The organism is Amycolatopsis sp. (assembly GCF_025464955.1).
Lineage (GTDB): Bacteria > Actinomycetota > Actinomycetes > Mycobacteriales > Pseudonocardiaceae > Amycolatopsis.
In genome coordinates this window covers 56639-74415 of record NZ_JAODNM010000041.1, presented here as the reverse complement: position 1 = coordinate 74415, position 17777 = coordinate 56639, and the positions used below count along the sequence as shown (strand labels likewise).

15 protein-coding genes and 2 pseudogenes are annotated in these 17777 nt (G+C 67.3%); 10 read left to right on the top strand and 7 right to left on the bottom strand.

Annotated features, from left to right (window positions below):
• From JWQ81_RS09345 to JWQ81_RS09330, 4 genes and pseudogenes are all read right to left on the bottom strand, one after another.
• Nucleotides 1-229: pseudogene (locus tag JWQ81_RS09345) on the bottom strand (hypothetical protein); the annotation flags it as partial.
• Between the two features lie 233 nt (nt 230-462).
• Nucleotides 463-630, bottom strand: a complete 168-nt coding sequence (locus JWQ81_RS09340; RefSeq protein ID WP_297539651.1) for a hypothetical protein — start codon at nt 628-630, stop codon at nt 463-465.
• Nucleotides 623-784, bottom strand: coding sequence for a hypothetical protein (locus tag JWQ81_RS09335; RefSeq protein ID WP_297539650.1), 162 nt, complete (start codon nt 782-784; stop codon nt 623-625). The genes JWQ81_RS09340 and JWQ81_RS09335 overlap by 8 nt, the downstream gene beginning before the upstream one ends.
• 274 nt (nt 785-1058) lie before the next feature.
• A complete protein-coding gene (locus JWQ81_RS09330; RefSeq protein ID WP_297539648.1) occupies nt 1059-2291 on the bottom strand; it encodes a membrane dipeptidase in 1233 nt (410 codons plus the stop codon).
• Between the two features lie 167 nt (nt 2292-2458).
• On the opposite strand from JWQ81_RS09330, the gene JWQ81_RS09325 reads away from it, so the two are divergent.
• The 9 genes from JWQ81_RS09325 (at nt 2459) to JWQ81_RS09285 (ending at nt 12880) form a co-directional block, all read left to right on the top strand.
• Nucleotides 2459-3688, top strand: coding sequence for an amidohydrolase family protein (locus JWQ81_RS09325; RefSeq protein WP_297539646.1), 1230 nt, complete (start codon nt 2459-2461; stop codon nt 3686-3688).
• The gene (locus JWQ81_RS09320; RefSeq protein ID WP_297539644.1) at nt 3685-4917 is read left to right on the top strand and encodes a Zn-dependent hydrolase; all 1233 of its coding nucleotides are present in this window, start codon (nt 3685-3687) and stop codon (nt 4915-4917) included. Before JWQ81_RS09325 ends, JWQ81_RS09320 begins: the two co-directional genes overlap by 4 nt.
• Before the next feature lie 95 nt (nt 4918-5012).
• Nucleotides 5013-6131, top strand: coding sequence for an Lrp/AsnC family transcriptional regulator (locus tag JWQ81_RS09315; RefSeq protein WP_297539643.1), 1119 nt, complete (start codon nt 5013-5015; stop codon nt 6129-6131).
• Between the two features lie 152 nt (nt 6132-6283).
• Complete coding sequence (locus JWQ81_RS09310) at nt 6284-7849, top strand: ABC transporter substrate-binding protein (protein WP_297539641.1); 1566 nt, start codon at nt 6284-6286, stop codon at nt 7847-7849.
• Between the two features lie 31 nt (nt 7850-7880).
• Nucleotides 7881-8819, top strand: a complete 939-nt coding sequence (locus JWQ81_RS09305) for an ABC transporter permease (protein WP_297539639.1) — start codon at nt 7881-7883, stop codon at nt 8817-8819.
• Nucleotides 8819-9721, top strand: coding sequence for an ABC transporter permease (locus JWQ81_RS09300; protein ID WP_297539637.1), 903 nt, complete (start codon nt 8819-8821; stop codon nt 9719-9721). Before JWQ81_RS09305 ends, JWQ81_RS09300 begins: the two co-directional genes overlap by 1 nt.
• Complete coding sequence (locus tag JWQ81_RS09295) at nt 9718-10545, top strand: ABC transporter ATP-binding protein (protein ID WP_297539635.1); 828 nt, start codon at nt 9718-9720, stop codon at nt 10543-10545. Before JWQ81_RS09300 ends, JWQ81_RS09295 begins: the two co-directional genes overlap by 4 nt.
• Nucleotides 10542-11564, top strand: coding sequence for an ABC transporter ATP-binding protein (locus JWQ81_RS09290; RefSeq protein WP_297539633.1), 1023 nt, complete (start codon nt 10542-10544; stop codon nt 11562-11564). The genes JWQ81_RS09295 and JWQ81_RS09290 overlap by 4 nt, the downstream gene beginning before the upstream one ends.
• A complete protein-coding gene (locus JWQ81_RS09285) occupies nt 11564-12880 on the top strand; it encodes a BPL-N domain-containing protein (protein ID WP_297539631.1) in 1317 nt (438 codons plus the stop codon). Before JWQ81_RS09290 ends, JWQ81_RS09285 begins: the two co-directional genes overlap by 1 nt.
• Nucleotides 12881-12948: 68 nt before the next feature.
• Here JWQ81_RS09285 and JWQ81_RS09280 read toward each other — a convergent pair.
• The 3 genes and pseudogenes from JWQ81_RS09280 to JWQ81_RS09270 form a co-directional block, all read right to left on the bottom strand.
• Nucleotides 12949-13485 (bottom strand): annotated as a pseudogene (locus JWQ81_RS09280) (IS30 family transposase).
• A complete protein-coding gene (locus tag JWQ81_RS09275) occupies nt 13482-14123 on the bottom strand; it encodes a helix-turn-helix domain-containing protein (RefSeq protein ID WP_297539629.1) in 642 nt (213 codons plus the stop codon). The pseudogene JWQ81_RS09280 and the gene JWQ81_RS09275 overlap by 4 nt, the downstream one beginning before the upstream one ends.
• An 877-nt stretch (nt 14124-15000) precedes the next feature.
• A complete protein-coding gene (locus JWQ81_RS09270; protein WP_297539627.1) occupies nt 15001-15708 on the bottom strand; it encodes a class I SAM-dependent methyltransferase in 708 nt (235 codons plus the stop codon).
• 514 nt (nt 15709-16222) lie between these two features.
• On the opposite strand from JWQ81_RS09270, the gene JWQ81_RS09265 reads away from it, so the two are divergent.
• A complete protein-coding gene (locus JWQ81_RS09265) occupies nt 16223-17758 on the top strand; it encodes a sugar transferase (RefSeq protein WP_297539625.1) in 1536 nt (511 codons plus the stop codon).
• Nucleotides 17759-17777: the final 19 nt, after the last annotated feature.

The window sequence follows — 17777 nt, the reverse complement described above, 5'->3', positions numbered from 1 at the left end:
CGGCGCCTCGGTGGTGTTGTACTGGGAGATCATCCCGCACAGCACGATCCGGCCGTGCAGGTTCAGCACGTCGATGGCGGCTTCGAGATGCTCGCCGCCGACGTTGTCGAAGTACACGTCGATGCCCCGCATACGCCGTGAGCCCGGTAATGCCCAACACGCCCAAGTAGGCGGAAAGCGGTGCGGCATCGGCGTCGATCACGGTAACGGCAGTGGCGTCGAGCAGCGCGCTCCACGGGCCAGGATCGTGCGGCGTCGGCGATCCTGCGCCGGCCAGCAGTGCCTTGTGCGGTCGTCCCGCCGTCGTCCCCTGTCCATCTGGCCAGCGGCCCATCATCGGCGCCGCTGCGTCACCCTAGTTGATACAGATCGGAGTGATCCGCCCTCGAGACCATGGCCGGGGGCAGTTGTCATCCGGCCATGGTCTCGAGGGCGGTCCTGTGCCCGGCACGGCGCACCGCTTCAGTTCCCGTGCAGGCTGAAGAACACCTCACTTCCCACCATGGTCAGGTCGGCCCGTACGGACGCCAGTTCGGTCGGCAAGACGGCGAACGGATCATGGTCGAACACCGTCAGGTCGGCGAGGGCCCTGGACGGCACCTGTCCCGCCGCGTCCTGCTGGTCACCCACGCCCGCCGGATGTGTACGCCGTCAGCGCCTCGTTCAGGCCGATGGCTTCGGACGGGTTGCGCGCGGGAGCGTCGTCATCGGGCAGTGACCGGTTGACCGCCAGGTGGATCGCCGCCGTCGGGTCGGGAGTGGTCACCGGCCAGTCGGAGCGCATGACGAGCCTCGCTCCGGCGCCGTGGAGCGAACCGAACGGGTACTGCCGTTTCCCCGCTCCGGTCCGAGCAGTGGGAAGCCCACCCCCCGGTTCTGCGGGTGGCATATGACGTCCATGTCATCGTACGGCGCGTACGAGCGGATCGAGGACGACTACCCTGCGCCCCGCTTCGGGCACCTCCGCCGTGACCGGCGCTCACCGGGCGTGGTCCCCGGCGGGCCGGCAACTTCTTCGTGGAGAAGGCGGCTTCGGGCAGGCTCGGCTCCGGCGAGGTTCACCAGATCTTTTCCAGTGCCCGCATGATGTTCCCGCCGGTGACAGCGATGATGTCCTCGTCGCTGTAGCCGTGTTTCACCAGCCAGCCGACGATGTTGTAGAAGTTCTCCGTCGGGTTCTCCAGGCCGGACACGTACGGCACCGGCTCGTACGCGGGCCCGTTGTGCGCCTGGTGCACACCGAGGTTGGCCGCGAAGATCTTGTGCAGGCCGACATGGTCGCCGTACAGCGTGTCGGGGCCGAACGCCACGTGCTCGATGCCCATCAGGTCGACGCAATACGTGAAGTGGTCCATCACGGACTCGATGGAGTGCTTCGGGTGGTCGTGGGACAGCGACGTGTGCGGTGCGGCCTCGAGGCCGATGACGCCACCGCTTTCGGCGCACGCGCGGAGCACCGTGTCCGGCTTCATCCTCGGCGTCGGCCAGATCGACCGCGCCCCCGCGTGAGTGATCAGCACCGGCCGGTCGGAGTGCTCGAAGGTGTCCAGGCAGGTCTGGTCCCCGGAGTGGGACACGTCGATCGCGATGCCGAGTGCGTTCATCCGCTCCACGGCCCGCTTTCCGAACACGGTGAGTCCGCCGTCGCGGGCTTCCTTCAGCCCGGAGCCGAGAGAGTTGGACTCGGAGTAGGCGATGCCCATCTGCCGGATGCCCAAGCCGTACAGGATGTCGATGCGGTCGACCTCGTTCTCGATCGGAGTCGAGGCTTCCAGCGACAGCACGATCGCGATCTGGCCGTTCTCTTTGGCCGCCGTGATGTCGTCGAGCCCGTAGGCGATCCGTGCGTAGTCCTGGTGCGCGAGGTCCGACCGGCGCATACCCAGGTCGTAGATGATGTCGTCCCACTTCCAGCCGAACTTGCTGGTGACGCAGGCGGTCCCGTCCATCATGTTGTCGAACACCGCGGTCATACCGGATCGGGACAGCCCGACGTAGCTAGTGTGCTCGCGGCCGGTCCGGATGTAGTCACGGACCTGGTTCATGTCGTGCGGGAAGATCTGCGGGTGGTCGTGCAGGCTGATGATGATGTTCTCGTCGATCAGTCGCTTGGTCCGCTCGATCTCCTGGTCGTCCAAGGCCATGTCGTGGAGTGGCGTGCGGCCGAATTCCTTGGCGAGGGCGAACTCCTCGTAATCGTCACCGGGGCGGAGGTAGGAGAACGACCGGTAGCCGTCGTACCGGGTGGCGCGGAATTCGACCGCGAACTCCTGGGGGTCGGCGTTGCTCATGACGGTGCCGCCTTTCCTGATCTTCGAATCGAAGGGGATGTCCGGTGGCGGGTGAATAGTGCACCCGAGCCCACTTTTGCGAAGGCATCTGGCGAGAAGTATTGCTCAGTCACTGGATACCTGCAAGACTTCCGTGACGTTGATCTGGACCGGCTGAGGAGCTGACGATGGCAGAATCCCTTTCGGACTCCGGTCCGGTCTTCTATGGCGGACGAGGAGTCTTCGACGGCACCGCTATGCGGCCCGGCCACGGTGTGCTGGTCGACGCGGGCCGTGTGCTGGCGGTCGGCCCCGCCGAGGAATTGGCGGGAGACGGAGTGCTCGTCGATGATCTCGGCGGTGGCCTGGTGGTGCCGGGTTTCGTCGACGCGCACACCCACGTGACGATCCGCCCCGGTGAGGGCGATCAGCACGGCCAGCTGGCGAAATCCGCCGTGTGGCAGACGATCCGCGGAGTGGAGAACCTCCGGCGGATGCTGCAGTCCGGTGTGACGACCGCCCGGATCATGACCGAGTCGCACGACATCGACTACGAGTTCCGGGACGCGATCGCGCGGGGCGAGGTCGCCGGTCCCCGCCTGCTGGTCGCCGGTCCGGGGCTGAGCCCGCCGGGCGGGCACGGCAGCGGTAACGGCGGGGTGGCGGGTGTCGGGCCGCTGCGCGCGGCGGTGCGGGAGCGGGCCGAGCGCGGTGCGGATCACATCAAGATCTTCACCACCGGCGGGGTGTCGTCCGTCGGCTCGGCGCTGGCCGAATCGAACTATTCCGGCGAGGAGATCGCCGCGATCGTGGACGAGGCGGCCGAAGTGGGCCTGAAGGTCTCTTCGCACGCGCACGGTGGTCCCGGCGTCGACCTGGCCGTGGCCAACGGCATCCTGTCGATCGAGCACGGTGCCCTGCTGAGCGAGCAGAACATCGCGGCGATGGCTGAGCACAACACGTGGCTGGTGCAGACCAACACGATCCTGTTCCACCCCGAGGGCATCGAGCAGGGTGACGCCCGCGTGCCGCAGATCATCACGAAGGTCATGGAAGCTCGGGGATTCGTCGAGGCCAACGTCCACAAGGTGCGCGACGCCGGTATCCGGTTCGCGGTGGGCACCGACTCGATGCACGGCCTGTTCGGCTATGAGCTTGTGTGGCTGGTCGAGCACGGCTGGCCGCCGCTGGACGCGCTCGTTGCCGCCACTCGCCGCGGCGGCGAACTGCTCGGCCTGTCGGATGTCGGTGTGCTCGGTGCGGGTTCCCGCGCCGATTTCGTGGTGCTGCCGGACGATCCCCTCGCCGACATCACCGCTGTTCAGCGGGTCGCCGCTGTGTACGTGGCGGGCAGGCAGGTCGCCACCAGTGCAGGCGGCGTGCGCCCGCAGGCGCCGGCTGTAGCGGTCGCCGGATGACCCTGCGGGTGAACGGTGATCGGCTCCGTCAGGATCTGGCCGACCTCGCCGGGATCGGCGCGCTCGAATCCGGCGGCATCGGCAGGACTGCGTTCTCGCCCGCCGACGCGCGGGCGCGCGAGTGGTACTGGAGCCGCTGCGTCGCCGCGGGTCTCGACCTGCGCTTGGACGGGTTGGGCAACATGGTCGCGCAGGCCCCGCACCCCGCCGATCTCCCTCCGGTGTGGACCGGTTCGCACATCGACACCGTGCCGCACGGCGGCGCGTTCGACGGTGCGCTCGGCACGGTCGCGGCACTGGAATGCGTGCGGCGCCTCGCGGAGACCGGCGTCCCGCTGCGCCGTCCGGTGTGCTCCGTGGTGTTCTCTGACGAGGAGGGCAACTACGGTCACCTGCTCGGCTCGCGCGGGCTGTCGCACGGCTACACCGCGGACCAGATCGCGGCGTTGACCGGCCGGGAGGGCGACCGACTGGTCGACGCACTCGCGGGCTGGACCTGGGCGGACGGCTCGCCGACGCGGACGCGGATCCCGGCGGGCAGTGTCCACGCGTTCGTCGAGCTGCACATCGAGCAGGGGCCGAAGCTGGAGGCAGCGGGCGTCGACATCGGTGTGGTCACGTCGATCGTCGGCCTCGGCGGCGCCGTCGTGGAGTTCGCCGGCCGGGCCGACCACGCGGGCACCACACCGATGTCGTTGCGCAGCGACGCATTGCTCGCGGCGTCGGCGTTCCTGATCGAACTGCCGGAGGTCGCCGCGGCGGTAGGCCCGGACTCGGTGGTCACCTGCGGGCTGATCCAGGTCGAGCCCGGCGGCGCGAACGTCGTGCCCGCACTGGCTGCCGTCACATTGGACTTCCGTGATCCGGACCCCGCCAGACTTGTCATGTTGGAACGGGGCATCGCCGGTGTAGCGCGCCGCATCGCCGACGCGACCGGCGTCTCGGTGACCTGGCGGCCGGACGAGCCGATCGCCCCGATGCCATTGGCCGAGCCGGTCCGGGACGTTATCCGCCACAGCGCGAGCGAACTCGGGCTCAGCCACGTCGACCTGCCGTCCGGGGCCGGCCACGACTCGCAGAACATGGCGCATCTCGCGCCGACGGGCATGATTTTCATACCCAGCAAGGACGGCAGGAGTCATTCACCGGCCGAGTACACCGATTTCGCCGACGTGGAGCGCGGAGCCAACGTTCTGCTGTCCACTGTGCTCACTTTGGCGACCAGCTGAGCCGTGCCACGTTACGGGCGCGTTTCCTTCAGGTCAGATGCAGGAGACCTGCGCAAAACCTTTACATCACGCAGGAATCATGCGAGAGTTCCACTATGAACGACGTGACAACGCCGACTCGGCTCGACGAAGTCGATCGGCGGATCGTCGCGGCCCTGCAGGCCGATCCCCGCGGGTCGTGGTCGCAGCTGGCCGGTGTCGTCGGCGTCTCGGAGACGACAGTACTCCGCCGCGCGCAACGCCTCCGGGAGAACGGATCACTGATCGTGGTCGCGGCGCCCGACCCGCTGCGCTGTGGTTTCGGTCAGCCGGTGCTGCTTCAATTCCGTACGGTGCCTGGTGAAGCGGCCCGGCTCGGCCATTATCTGGCCGAGCGGCAGGACGTCCGCTACGTGTCGCTGCTGACCGGCCGTCGGGACGTGATGTGTGAACTCATCGCGCCCGACCACCGCTACCTGAGCCACGTGCTGACGTTCGACCTGCCCCAGACGGGTTCCGTACTGTCCACCACGACCGACATCGTGCTCAAGCGGTTCAAGACCAAGGACCAGTGGAGCCGTGAACTCCTTGCGCCGCGGGTACATCCGGTCGCGGAACCGGATCCGTCCGCGCTCGGCCCCGAGCAGTCCAGCCCGCCGGACGAGATGGACATGCGGCTGCTGGACGCACTCCGGCAGGACGGCAGGCGAAGTTACGCCGACCTGTCGCACGATCTGGGCCTGAGCGAGACCGCGATCGCCCGCCGCGTGACGGCACTGGCCGCGTCGAACCGGCTGTACTTCGTGGCGATGGTTGAACCCGGCGCGCTGGGCTTCGAGTTCGAGGTGATGGTGCACCTGCGGGTGGAGCCGTCCGCGATCGAGTCCATCGCGGTATCACTGGCGACGCTGGCCGAGGTGCGTTACGTATCGGCCACCACCGGCCACAGTGACCTCACGTGCGACGCGATTTTCCGTGACACGGAGGCACTCTACGAGTTCGTCACGTACACCGTCGGCGGTATGCGCGGGGTGCGGGACGTCGAGGTGGACGTGGTACTCGAATCCCTCAAACGCGAGTACCGCTATCCGCTGTTCCAGCCGGAGTCCCCGACCAAGGGATCCCGGCACGTGGCCAACGGCGACGGTGTCACCGGTAAACAGCCCGCAGCCAAGACGGCGAACAAGCCTGCACAGCCGAACCCGAAAAGGGTTCGACCAGCACAAGCGAAGTAGGAATCCGGCGGCTCGCCGAAATTCCTCCCTACCATTGTCCGGACCGTCGGAGATATTCACGTCGGCGACACAATTTGCGGTCACCTTTTGTGACCGGCCATTTCAGGACTTGTGCCAGGAATTGTTCTGGCCCGTCCGATTCGGAGGCGAACATGGTCATGCCCGGAACCGGTCGGCGTACCTTCCTCAAGGGGTTGGGCGCGACGGCAGCGGCGGCACTCGCGATGCCGATCCTCAATGCCTGCTCGGGCGGTACGTCCACTTCGGTCTCGCCGGCGGCCGCGGCAGGCGGCAAGCCCGTCAAGGGCGGCAAAGCCATCCTGGCGATCCAGGACAACCCGGTGAACCTGGATCCGGCGGACGGCCAGCTCTACTCGTCGCTCCAGGTGTATCAGAACATCTTCAGCGAACTGCTCACCGTCGATTCCGACTTCACGTTCAAGTCGAACCTGGCGTCGTCGTGGCAGCAGGAGGACGAGAAGACCTGGATCTTCCACCTGGTGGACAACGCGGTGTTCCAGAACGGTGAGCCGTTCACCGCGCAGGACGTCGCTTATACCGTGCAGCGGATGAAGCCGAAGGCACTCGGCCCGTACCTGTCGTTCTTCAACAGCGTCGAGGTGGTCGATCCTCACACGTGCCGTATCCACCTGGCCAAGCCGTACGGGCCGATGGAAGCGACGATGGCCAGCCTGGTCGATATCACGAACGAGAAGGCGATCAGCTCGGGTGACCCGAAGCAGACCGCGATCGGCACCGGACCGTACAAGCTGACTGAGTGGGTCAAGGGCAGCCACGTCACATTGTCCAGATGGGACAAGTACTTCAAGTCCGACCGCCCATACCTCGACGAGGTGACGTTCCAGTCGGTCGGCGACGACACGGTCCGGCTGACCGGCCTGCAGACCGGCCAGTTCGACTGGATCCAGGCCGTGCCGGCGCAGCAGAGCGGCGGGCTGCAGGGTTCGGGCAGCATGAAGCACAGCGCCAAGGGCGCATACTTCCCTTACCTCATGTTGCTGAACACGACCGCCCCGCCGTTCAACGACATCCGGGTCCGCCAAGCCGTGAACTGGGCGATCGACCGCTCGGAGATCGTCAAGCTGGCATTCTTCGGCACCGCGGTCGAGGCGACGGAGGCGGTGTCGGCGCCCAACCCGTTCTACAGTGGACAGAACCCGTACCAGGGCGGCCCCGATCTGGACAAGGCCAAGTCGCTGCTGAGCCAGGCCGGCGTGAAGAACGTCGACGTGACCGTCCTGGTCGAGCAGGAGGCGCCCGCCTACACGGCCATCGCGCAGGTGCTCCAATCGCAGCTGGCCAAGATCGGCATCAACCTGCACATCGACACGGCTTCCTCGGCCCAGTACTTCGGCCGGATGGCGACCCAGAAGTACGGCATCGCGATGACGTACTTCAGCGCGTCGCTGGACCCGGCGCTGACCTACTATCTGCTGGGTTACTCGACGTCCGGGTTCAACCTGGCCGGATACAAGAGTCCACGGCTGGACTCCGAGCTGGCCAAGTTCACCTTCGAGTCCGACCAGAAGGTGCGCAAGCAGGTCTACCCCGGACTGGTGAGCGCGTTCGCCGAGGAGTCGCCGTTCATCTTCCTGGCCAACCAGCAGCAGCAGTACTGGACGAACTCCTCGACGTTCGGTGCGGAAGTGCTGCCGTCGCTGGAGATCCGAGCCGAGGACATGTGGAAGTCGGCCTGAGAAGCGCCGGCGCGAGAGAGGTAGGTGGTCGGTGATCACCCGACGACTGCTGCTCACGATCCCGATCCTTCTCGGAACGGCGATCATCGTGTTCGGGATCCTGCGGCTCGTGCCCGGTGACCCGGCCGGCGCCATCCTCGGCGCGAACGCGACACCGGATCAGCTGCACCGGGTCCACCTCGAGCTGGGCCTGGACCGCCCGATCTACCAGCAGTTCTCCTCGTGGCTCGGCGGTGTCCTGAGCGGCGACCTCGGGCACGACTACATCACCAACCAGTCGATCACGTCGGAGATGGCCGACCGGCTGCCAGTCACCGCCGAGCTGGCCGGTTTCGCGTTCGTGCTCGCCGTCGTCGTGGCGGTGCCGCTGGGCGTGGTCGCGGCGGTCCGGCGGGGCGGCTGGATCGACCGCGTGGTGCAGGCGGTCAGCGTGATTACCGTCGCCGTGCCGGATTTCGTGTTCGGCATCCTGTCGATCCTGCTGTTTTCTCTGGTACTGGGCATGTTCCCGGCGTCGGGTTACGCACCGTTCACTGCGTCGCTCGCGCTCAACATCCACTCGCTGGTGCTGCCGGCCGTGTCGCTCGCGCTCGGCCTGGCGGGCGTGCTGACGAGGGTCACGCGATCGGCGATGCTGGACGTCCTGCACACCGATTACGTGCGGTTCGCGCGAGCCAACGGCATGAGCGCGGGGGCGGTGATCTTCCGGTACGCGCTGCGCAACGCGGCCATCCCGATCGTCACCGTCGCGGGCCTCCAGGTCGGTTATCTGCTCGGCGGCACGGTGGTCGTCGAGCAGCTGTTCGCGATTCCCGGCGTTGGGCAGCTCGTCGTGCAGGCCATGCTGAACCGGAACTACCCGGTCGTGCAGACGTGTGTGCTGATCTTCGTGCTGGGTTTCATCCTGGTGAACCTGATCGCAGATCTGCTGTACGCGGTACTGAACCCGAAGATCAGGAAGGCGGCCTGATGACGCTGCCCGAGCTGGAAACCGCCGCGGGACCCCCCAGCGAGCCGCCCACGGCGAGGAGACGAGGTTTCTCGCTGCGTCTGCTCGCACACAACAAGAGCCTGACCGTCGGCGCGATCCTGATCTTCATCGTGCTGGCCGTCGGCATCCTCCTGCCGCTGTTCCGCCCCGGTGAGGCAACCGCGGTGCACGCCGGTGCGTCGCTCGCCGCGCCGGGCGGGAGCAACCTGCTGGGTGCCGACCAGTTCGGCCGCGACATGCTGACCAGGGTCGCGGAGGGCTACCGCATCTCGCTCGCGGTGTCGTGCGGTTCGGTCGCGCTGGCGTTGCTGCTGGGCGTCCCGATCGGCCTGGTCGCGGCGACCGGGGCGCCGTGGCTGGGCAGTCTCATCATGCGGGTGCTCGACGTGCTCATGGCGTTCCCGGCGTTGCTGCTGGCCATCGTCGTCGTCGCGATCTTCGGCCCCGGCACGCTGGTCCTCTTGCTCGCGATCGGCATCGTCTACCTGCCGATCGTGGTCAGAGTGATGCGGGCCGCCGCACTGGAGACCAGTAAGGAGAGCTTCGTGGACGCCGCGCGCGCCCGGGGCGCGACCTACTGGCGGCTGGTGCTGCGGCACATCGCACCCAACAGCATGGGACCGGTCATCGTGCAGGCGTCCATTCTGCTGGGCGTGTCGGTGCTGCTGGAGGCCGCGCTGAGTTTCATCGGACTCGGTGTGCAGCCACCGACGCCGTCGCTGGGCCTGATGTTGTCCACCGGCCGCGACTTCATGTCGTCCTCGCCGTGGGTGGTGGCCGACCCCGGCGTGGCGATCCTGATCATGGTCGCGGGCTTCACCCTGGTCGGTGACGGCCTGCGTGACTGGCTCGACCCGAGGAAGCGGGCGATCGCACGATGACGAATCTGCTGGAGGTCACCGACCTCAACGTGCGCTACGGCGGCGCGAAGCAGCTCGCCGTGCGGGGGTTGAGGTTCACCCTGGCACCGGGCGAGGTGCTCGGTGTGGTCGGCGAGTCGGGATCGGGCAAGACCACGCTCGGCATGGCACTGCTCGGCCTGCTGCCCGAAGGCGCGAAGGCGACCGGCAGCGTCACCTTCGACGGTGTGGAACTCATCGGCACGAACGAGAAGCGGCTCCGGCCGCTGCGCGGCACCCGGCTGTCCACGATCATGCAGAACGCGGCGACGGCGCTGAACCCGTGTTTCACGATCGGCTCTCAGATGACAGCCTTGCTGCGCAGGCACCGCAAATTGGCCAAAGCGGCCGCGCGCGCCGAGGCGATCGCGTGGCTGCGCAAGGTCGGCATCCCGGCGCCGGAAACCCGGTTGCGGGCCTACCCGCACCAGCTGTCCGGCGGCATGAACCAGCGTGTGGTGATCGCTATGGCGCTCGCGCTGAAGCCCGAACTGGTGATCGCCGACGAGCCCACATCCGCGCTGGACGTGACTGTGCAGGCCGCGGTGCTGCGCCTGCTGCGTGAGCTGATCGACGAATCGGCGAGTGCGATGGTACTCATCAGCCACGACCTCGGTGTCGTCGCTCAGTTGTGCAGCAAGGTGATCGTGATGAACGGTGGTGACGTCGTCGAGAGCGGTCCGGTCGCCGAGCTTATGACCAAGCCGAAAGACACGTACACCAGGCGGTTGCTCGCCTCGCTGCCGGCGCGGCGAGGTGTCGCGCTCGACCCCGCTGCACTGGATACGGTCGGAGGACACGGATGACGATGCTGGACACCAGCGCCCTGCTGAGCGTGACCGACCTGCGCAAGGAGTTCCACCGCACCAGGCGGAGGGACCCGGTCGTCGCGGTCCGCGACGTCTCCCTGGAACTACGGGCGGGGGAGACCCTCGCCGTGGTCGGCGAGTCCGGATCGGGCAAGAGCACGCTGGGCCGCATGATCCTCGGCCTGCTGCCGCCGACTGGCGGCAGGATCTCCTTCGAGGGCAAAGACATCACGCACGTGTCCGGCAAGGCGCGGCGGGCACTGTCGAAGGACATCCAGGTGATCTTCCAGGACCCGTACGCGTCACTGAACCCGCGCCAGCGCGTCGAAGACACCATCCGTGAGCCGCTCGACATCCACGGCGTCGGCACGACCGCGCAGCGACGGGAGCGGGTCACCGAGCTGATGGACATGGTGGCACTCGCCCAGCGCTACCGCAACGTCTACCCGCACGAACTGAGCGGCGGGCTGCGGCAGCGCGTGGGTATCGCCACCGCGCTCGCGTTGCGGCCCAAGGTGATCGTCGCCGACGAACCGGTGTCCGCATTGGATGTCTCGGTGCAGGCGCAGATCCTCGACCTGCTCACCGAACTGCGGCGTGAGACGGCCGTGGCGCTGTTGTTCATCTCGCACGACCTCGGTGTCGTGCACCAGATCGGCGACCGGGTCGCCGTGATGTGCCAAGGTGAGCTGATCGAACAGGGCCCGGTCGAGGCCGTGTACGCGGTCCCGCAGCATCCGTACTCCGCGGCGCTGCTGTCGGCCATCCCGCCCGCCGACCCGGCGGCCACCTTCGACCCGATCATCATCGGCGAGTCCAGGACACTGGCCGAAACCGACCCCGGCTGCCGGTTCCGGCAGCGGTGCTGGCTAGCCGAGGACGTCTGCGCCACGGCGTACCCCGGCCTCACGCCACGACCGGGCGGGGTGGCGGCTCGCTGTCACATCAGCGAACGCTCGCCAGAACAGTGGTTCACCCGGGACGGCTCGTTGTTATCCGCAGGAGTGGAGGACTGATGGCACGCATCGCGTACTACGGGGCGGGTGGCGCCCCGTTCCACCACGCCGCGATACTGAGCAGCGCAGGGCACGAAGCCGCATTCGTATTCCCGCACGACATCCTCGCCGGTGCGCTGGAATCGTTCGACGCGTTCGTGATGCCCGGCGGAGGCTACCGCGCGATGCAGGGCCAGCTCGACCCGCTCGGCGCGGACGGCTGCAGGGCGATCCGCGAATACGTGGCGGGCGGCGGGATGTACATCGGGTCATGCGCGGGCAGCTACGACGCGGCGACCGCACCGGCCTCGTTCCTGCAATTGTGCCCGGCACAGCAGGAGTTGCGCCTGCTGGACGCGACCGTCTGGAACACCGGTGACGGCGGGATGTTCGGTGTGCTTCGTTCGCCCGGCATCGGCGTGCTGGTCGCCGAGAACGCCGACCCCGCGCACCCGGTGATGGCGGGCATCGGGCCGGAATTCCGCATCACGCACTACAACGGGCCGCTGTTCACCGGCGGGCACGCGCTAGCCAGGGTGCGCGGCACGACGGAGGACTTCACCGCGGCCGAGGAGTTTTTCGGTGCCCAGGAAGAGCCGAAGCTGGTGGAGCTGGGCGCCGAGGCGGGCGCGGCGAACATCGTCGCCGGGCGGCACGGCGCGGGCCGTGTGGTGCTGTTCGGTTCGCACCCCGAATTCGGGACGTCACCGGCGATGGACGACTTCACCGACACCGCCAGGATGCTGATCAACGCCGTCGACTGGCAGCTGGGCGAGTCCGCCGCGGCGCCGCGGCCGCACCAGGCGGTGACGATGGACGCCCGGGTCCCGGACGACGTCCGCGCGGCGGACCTGTCGGCACTGCCGTCACTCGTCACCCGGATCACCGAGACGTGCAAGGTGCTGGCCGAGCGCACCGCGAACGCGCCGTGGCTGGCACCGCGTGCCGCGATGTCGCTGTTCGGGCGGGACCCGGTTGTGGTGTGGGAACAGGCGATCGAGGCGATCCCGGTGCTGGCTGCCGAGGCCGCGGCGGGTGCGGCCGCGGTCCCCGCGCCGATGCTCAGTTTCCGCCCGCCCGAGTCGTGGCCGGTAGACGGAGGCTTCCACGGCGTGGCCCCCTTGCTCGGACAGGCGGCCGACATGCTCACCGCGGCCACCACGGCGTGGCAGGACAGCTGGCCCGGTCCGCCGTCGCAGGCGTACGAGCACATGCGCGAGGGCCCGTACCACCTGGTCGCCGGCTCCTACCTCGCCGCGATCGGCCGCGTCGGAGCGGCCGCCCTCCTGGTCCGCTCGCTGGGGATAGCCGCCCCTGCTGTCCCGACGGCCCGGTGAGGTGGGACGGCTTGACCAGTGTCCGGGGTCATGGATCCGTTGAATATCCAGTTGTAGAGTGGGCGGTTTCAACCGGTGGTTGCGAACAGGCTGTTGGCGTTGTTCAGGAATTCTCTCATGACTTCGGCTGGGGTGCGATCCTTCAGGCTGGCTCGGGGTCGGCGGTTGAGTTCGGTGGCGACACGGCGGAGGTCATACGCGGTGTGTACCGAGAGGTCGGTACTCTTCGGGAAGTACTGGCGCAGCAGGCCGTTCGTGTTCTCGTTGAGCCCGCGCTGCCAGGGCGAGTGCGGGTCGCAGAAGAAGATGTCGAAACCGGTGGCCGCCGAGATCTGCTCGTGCAGCACCTATTCGCGTCCCTGGTCCCAGGTCAGGGTTTTCCGCATACTGGCAGGGATCACGGAGGTCTGGGTGATCATGGCGTCGCGCAGTTGCGGTGCCTTGTAGCCGCTCGGCAGGTGTATGAGGACGACATACTTGGTGACCCGCTCGACCAGGGTGGCGATGGCTGAGCCCAGGTAGCGGCCGATGATCAGGTCGCCCTCCCAGTGTCCGGGGATTCGGCGTTCGGCGACCTCGGCCGGGCGCCGGTCGAACAGCTTCATGTTCTTGATCTTGTTGGGATGTCGGTGCCGCGGCGGTGCCGTTTGCGGCGGGACCTGCCGGTCCGCAATTTCCCGGCTTTGTGTCCAAGCAGGCCCGCGAACAGTGCCCGGTAGATAGTTTCGGCGCACAACTGCATCGAGTTCAGGTTCGGGTAGGTCCGGCGCAGGAACCGAGCGATCTGCTGCGGGGACCACTTGCGCTCCCGCTTCCGGCGCACGACACTGTCCAGCCGCGGTTCGGCGGCGACCTTGGCGTCCTTCGGACGTTTGCGTCGGAGCGGGGCCTGATTGTGCGCCCACCACGGCTGGTCGGTGCCGTCCGGTTTGCTGTTGCGTTGTACTTCTCGGTACACCGTCTGGAAGCTTTTGCCGATCTCGGCGGCGATCGTCTTCTTGTCCAGGCCGGCGGTGAGACCGTCGGCGATGGCGATGCGGTCGTCTTGGTCGAGGAAACGTGGCACCCCCGGCCCGGGATCAGGGATCAACATCCCACCAGCATCGAGGAACCACAGCGATCCGCAGTTCGTCGACACGCCGACCTGGCGGGCTGCCGCCGCGCCCTTGACGCCCTGCCGGATCAGCTCGAAGTACCGCTTCTTGACCGAGTTCGGAAGCTTGTTCGGCGCATAACGAGGCATCCATCGTCCCATCGGCTCTGATCTGCGCAACGCGACCAGGCCCATCGCAGAAAAGATTCGAGCCATGCTCACAGACCGTTGCAACAAGTCGCGCCTAACTCCGATCGTGCCGAGTTGGGCAACCAGTTCTAGCCGCCGTCTCACCCACGGCCTAGTCACGTTGATCGCAGTCTCCAGGGCGCCTTCGCACTTCCGGCCGACGTGAAGCTCGCCCAACACGCCCGCAACGATCGAAGTCAACTGGCAGGATCCCGCCGCCGAGCGTGGCCTCCCGGTCTGGGTGGCACGGCACGCACCAGCCTCCCGAAGGCGGTACGGGCGTGGCTCGACTTCGGCCGGCTTCTCAGTGTCGGACTCACGGTCCAGCCGACCGCGACTTCCTGCTTGCCGGTATGCCTCCGGTGTCCCGTAAGCCTCTGATGCTGACCGGCCCGGCTGGCGTGAGTCGAACGATTCCGCGCTGCGGAGTTCGCTGGGTTCTGATCGTCGCAGCGGCTTTTGGTCAGCCGGGGAGCACGGTTGGCGAGCAGCAGGGGAGCAGCCCTATGCGCTGGACGGTCCCGAACGTACGTCAACGGTTTTGAACGGATCCGCGCTGACCTGCTGAAGTCTCATTTCCGCAGTTCAGCGCAGTATGGCGTCCTTGGTTCACACCGAAGAGGTCACTGGTTCGATCCCAGTATCACCCACCGACGAAGGCCCTGTATGACGGTAGAAATGCCGTCACGTAGGGCCTTTGGTCGTTAAGCGGGCTGCTCGTTCCCGACCTGGTCCGGCCGGGTGGCGCCAAGCTGCGGGTGGGGCCGTACCCGGCCGGTTCGCCCCCTCGGCGAGTCGGACGAATGTGGTCTGGTCCACTGCTGTGATGCTGATCACTTTAGGCTGCTCGCAGCTCCTTTCGCCACACATATGCGGCGGACACCGGATGCCCGCGGAATCGCTCCCACTTGGGCTTCAGCGCGATCCACTGGTCGTCCACCACGGCTTCGCGCAGCTCAGCCAGCTGCCAGCCCACGGCCAGTGCTGCCGTGACGTGATCGCTGACGAGGTGGACCGTGGTGCTGATCGCCAGGTCCTCGCCGGCGGCGTTGGTGAAGTGCGTCGGCATGCCCGAGACCATGATGAACTGCGGGTGGAACGCCACCAGGACGAACGTCGCTTCGTCAGCGGTCAGGCGCCACGCTTCTCGGTAGAGCGGCCGCAAGTCTTCGAGGTGCTCGTCGATGAGCGAGGCGATGGCGAGGTTGTAGCTGCCCGCCGCCAGTCCGGTCGCTGTGACGTCCGCCTCAACGAGCCGGTCGTGGGCGCCCCGCTCCTTCGCGACGGCCAGCATCTGCGGGGTCAGGTCGACGCCGTCGATCGCCGTGACGCCGTGGCCACGCAGCCACGAGCCGGTCCGGCCGGTGCCGCAGCCGAGGTCGACCGCCCGGGTGGTGTCGGCCCACCGCGGCCGGGTGAGCCGGTCGAGCACCGCGATGTCCATCACGTCTTCGACGGTTCGCTCGTAGGTCGTGACCCATTCGCCGTAGCCGGCGCGGACGTCGACGGTGCGATAGCCGCGGGAGTCGTAGGTTTCGAAGAGCATGAGGCGAAGTATGGGTCGATCGCCCCGGATGCTCAACGCGATTTCGACGCAATGAAGTGTGACGAAATTGTGCGGGCGCGAGCAACTTTTCAGGTTTGTGCTGTGACTGCGCGAGCAAGGACCGCCCGATACGCGACGTCGTGTCGCTTGTGGACGGACAAGGTCTCGGTGCGGTGTCGGCAGAACACCGGCTCGCGGTTCCCCCGAGTGGAGCAATGGTGGCCCGATAGTGACTGGTCGCTTTTTTTCTCGCTACTTTGTGTAACGGTTTTCTCTAGACGTCCCATCACCCTTCGTCACCTTACCGTTATCAATATTGCTCGGCCCGCTGAGGGAACTCTGGTTCATTCCTTCGGAAAGCCCTGTAACGATGCCGTGAATGCTGCCGATACCTTGGCGGGTGTCACACTTTTCGGTTACTGATTGTGTAGAACACTCGGTTACTCTCCGAAGTTGATTTTGGCTGCGGAGCGCGACCGGAAACCCGATGGCGAACGACGATCCGGGAGGTCCTATGGACGAGTCGGTGCGGTCAGCTCCGACGGTGGATGCGGCGATCCTGCCCGTCGACCTTCCGAAGCCCCGGCCCTCGGCGCGACCCGCCAGGGTGCTGGCGATGCCGGAGGCTGCCGCGCCCTCGGATTCGGGTTCCGCCAAGACACCGTCGATGGCATGGGAGGCCCATTACCGGGCCTGGGTCATCGCCAGCGACATCTTCGCCACCCTGCTGGTGATCGCCATCGGTGCCGGCGTGATCGGCAAGTATCAGCCCCACGACATGCACGTCCTCGGCACGATCGCCGCTGTGATGTGTGCTCTCCCGGCCAGTCGCGCCTGGAGCCAGCGCGTGCTCGGTGAAGGCGCCGAGGAGTACCGCCGGCTCGGCCGCGGCCTGGTCACCTCCGCGGTCCTCGTCGCGCTGGGCGGCCTGATGTTCGGCGCGCTCGACGTCCAGCCCTGGGTTTTCTTCGTCGTTCCCGGCATCGCGGCCGTGGCTTTCCCTCAGCGCTACTTCCTGCGCCAGCTCCTGCACCGCCAACGCCGCCACGGCCGGTGCCTGCTGCCGGTGATGGCCGCGGGCAGCCCGGACACCCTGGCCGACCTGATCGGCCGCACCCGTGCGGAACCCTATGTCGGCTGGCGGGTCGAAGCCGTCTGCACGACCATCGGGTCCGATCAGGACAGTGGCGAGGTCGACGGCGTGCCCGTGGTCGGCGGACTCGACGAGCTGGCCGCCCACGTCCGGCGCGGCGGCTACCGGGTCGTTGCCGTGACCGCGGACCAGTACTGGAGCCCGCGACGGTTGCAGCAGCTCGCGTGGGACCTCGAAGGCACGTCCGCCGAGATGGTGGTGGCGCCGGTGCTGATGGAGGTCGCCGGCCCGCGGCTGAACGTCTCCGGGGTGCTCGGCATGCCACTCCTGCGGGTCACCGCGCCCCGCTTCACCGGTGGCCGTCGGCTGGTCAAGGAAGCGGTCGACCGGCTGGCCTCCGCGGCCATGCTGACCCTGTTTTCGCCGCTGCTGCTGGTGATCGCGGTGGCCATCAAGGTCAACGACCGCGGTCCGGTGATCTACCGGCAGCGCCGCGTCGGCCGTGACGGCGACACGTTCACGATGCTCAAGTTCCGCACCATGATCACCGACGCGGACAAGGTGCGCCGCGAGCTGGAGGCCGAGAACGAGGCCGCCGGCCCGCTGTTCAAGATGCGCAAGGACCCGCGGATCACCCGCGTCGGTTCCCTGCTTCGCCGGTACTCCCTCGACGAGCTGCCGCAGCTGCTCAACGTGCTTTCCGGGAAGATGTCGCTTGTCGGCCCGCGCCCGCCGCTGCCGGAGGAGACCGAGAAGTACGCCCCCGCCGCCCGCCGGCGCCTGCTGGTCAAGCCGGGCCTGACCGGCCTGTGGCAGGTGAGCGGACGCAGCGACCTGACCTGGGACCAGAGCATCCGCCTGGACCTGCGTTACGTCGAGGACTGGTCGTTGGCGCTGGACATGGTCATCCTCTGGAAGACCTTCCGTGCCGTCGTCGGCGGTGAAGGCGCCTACTGAACTGCAAGGACTGTGAACC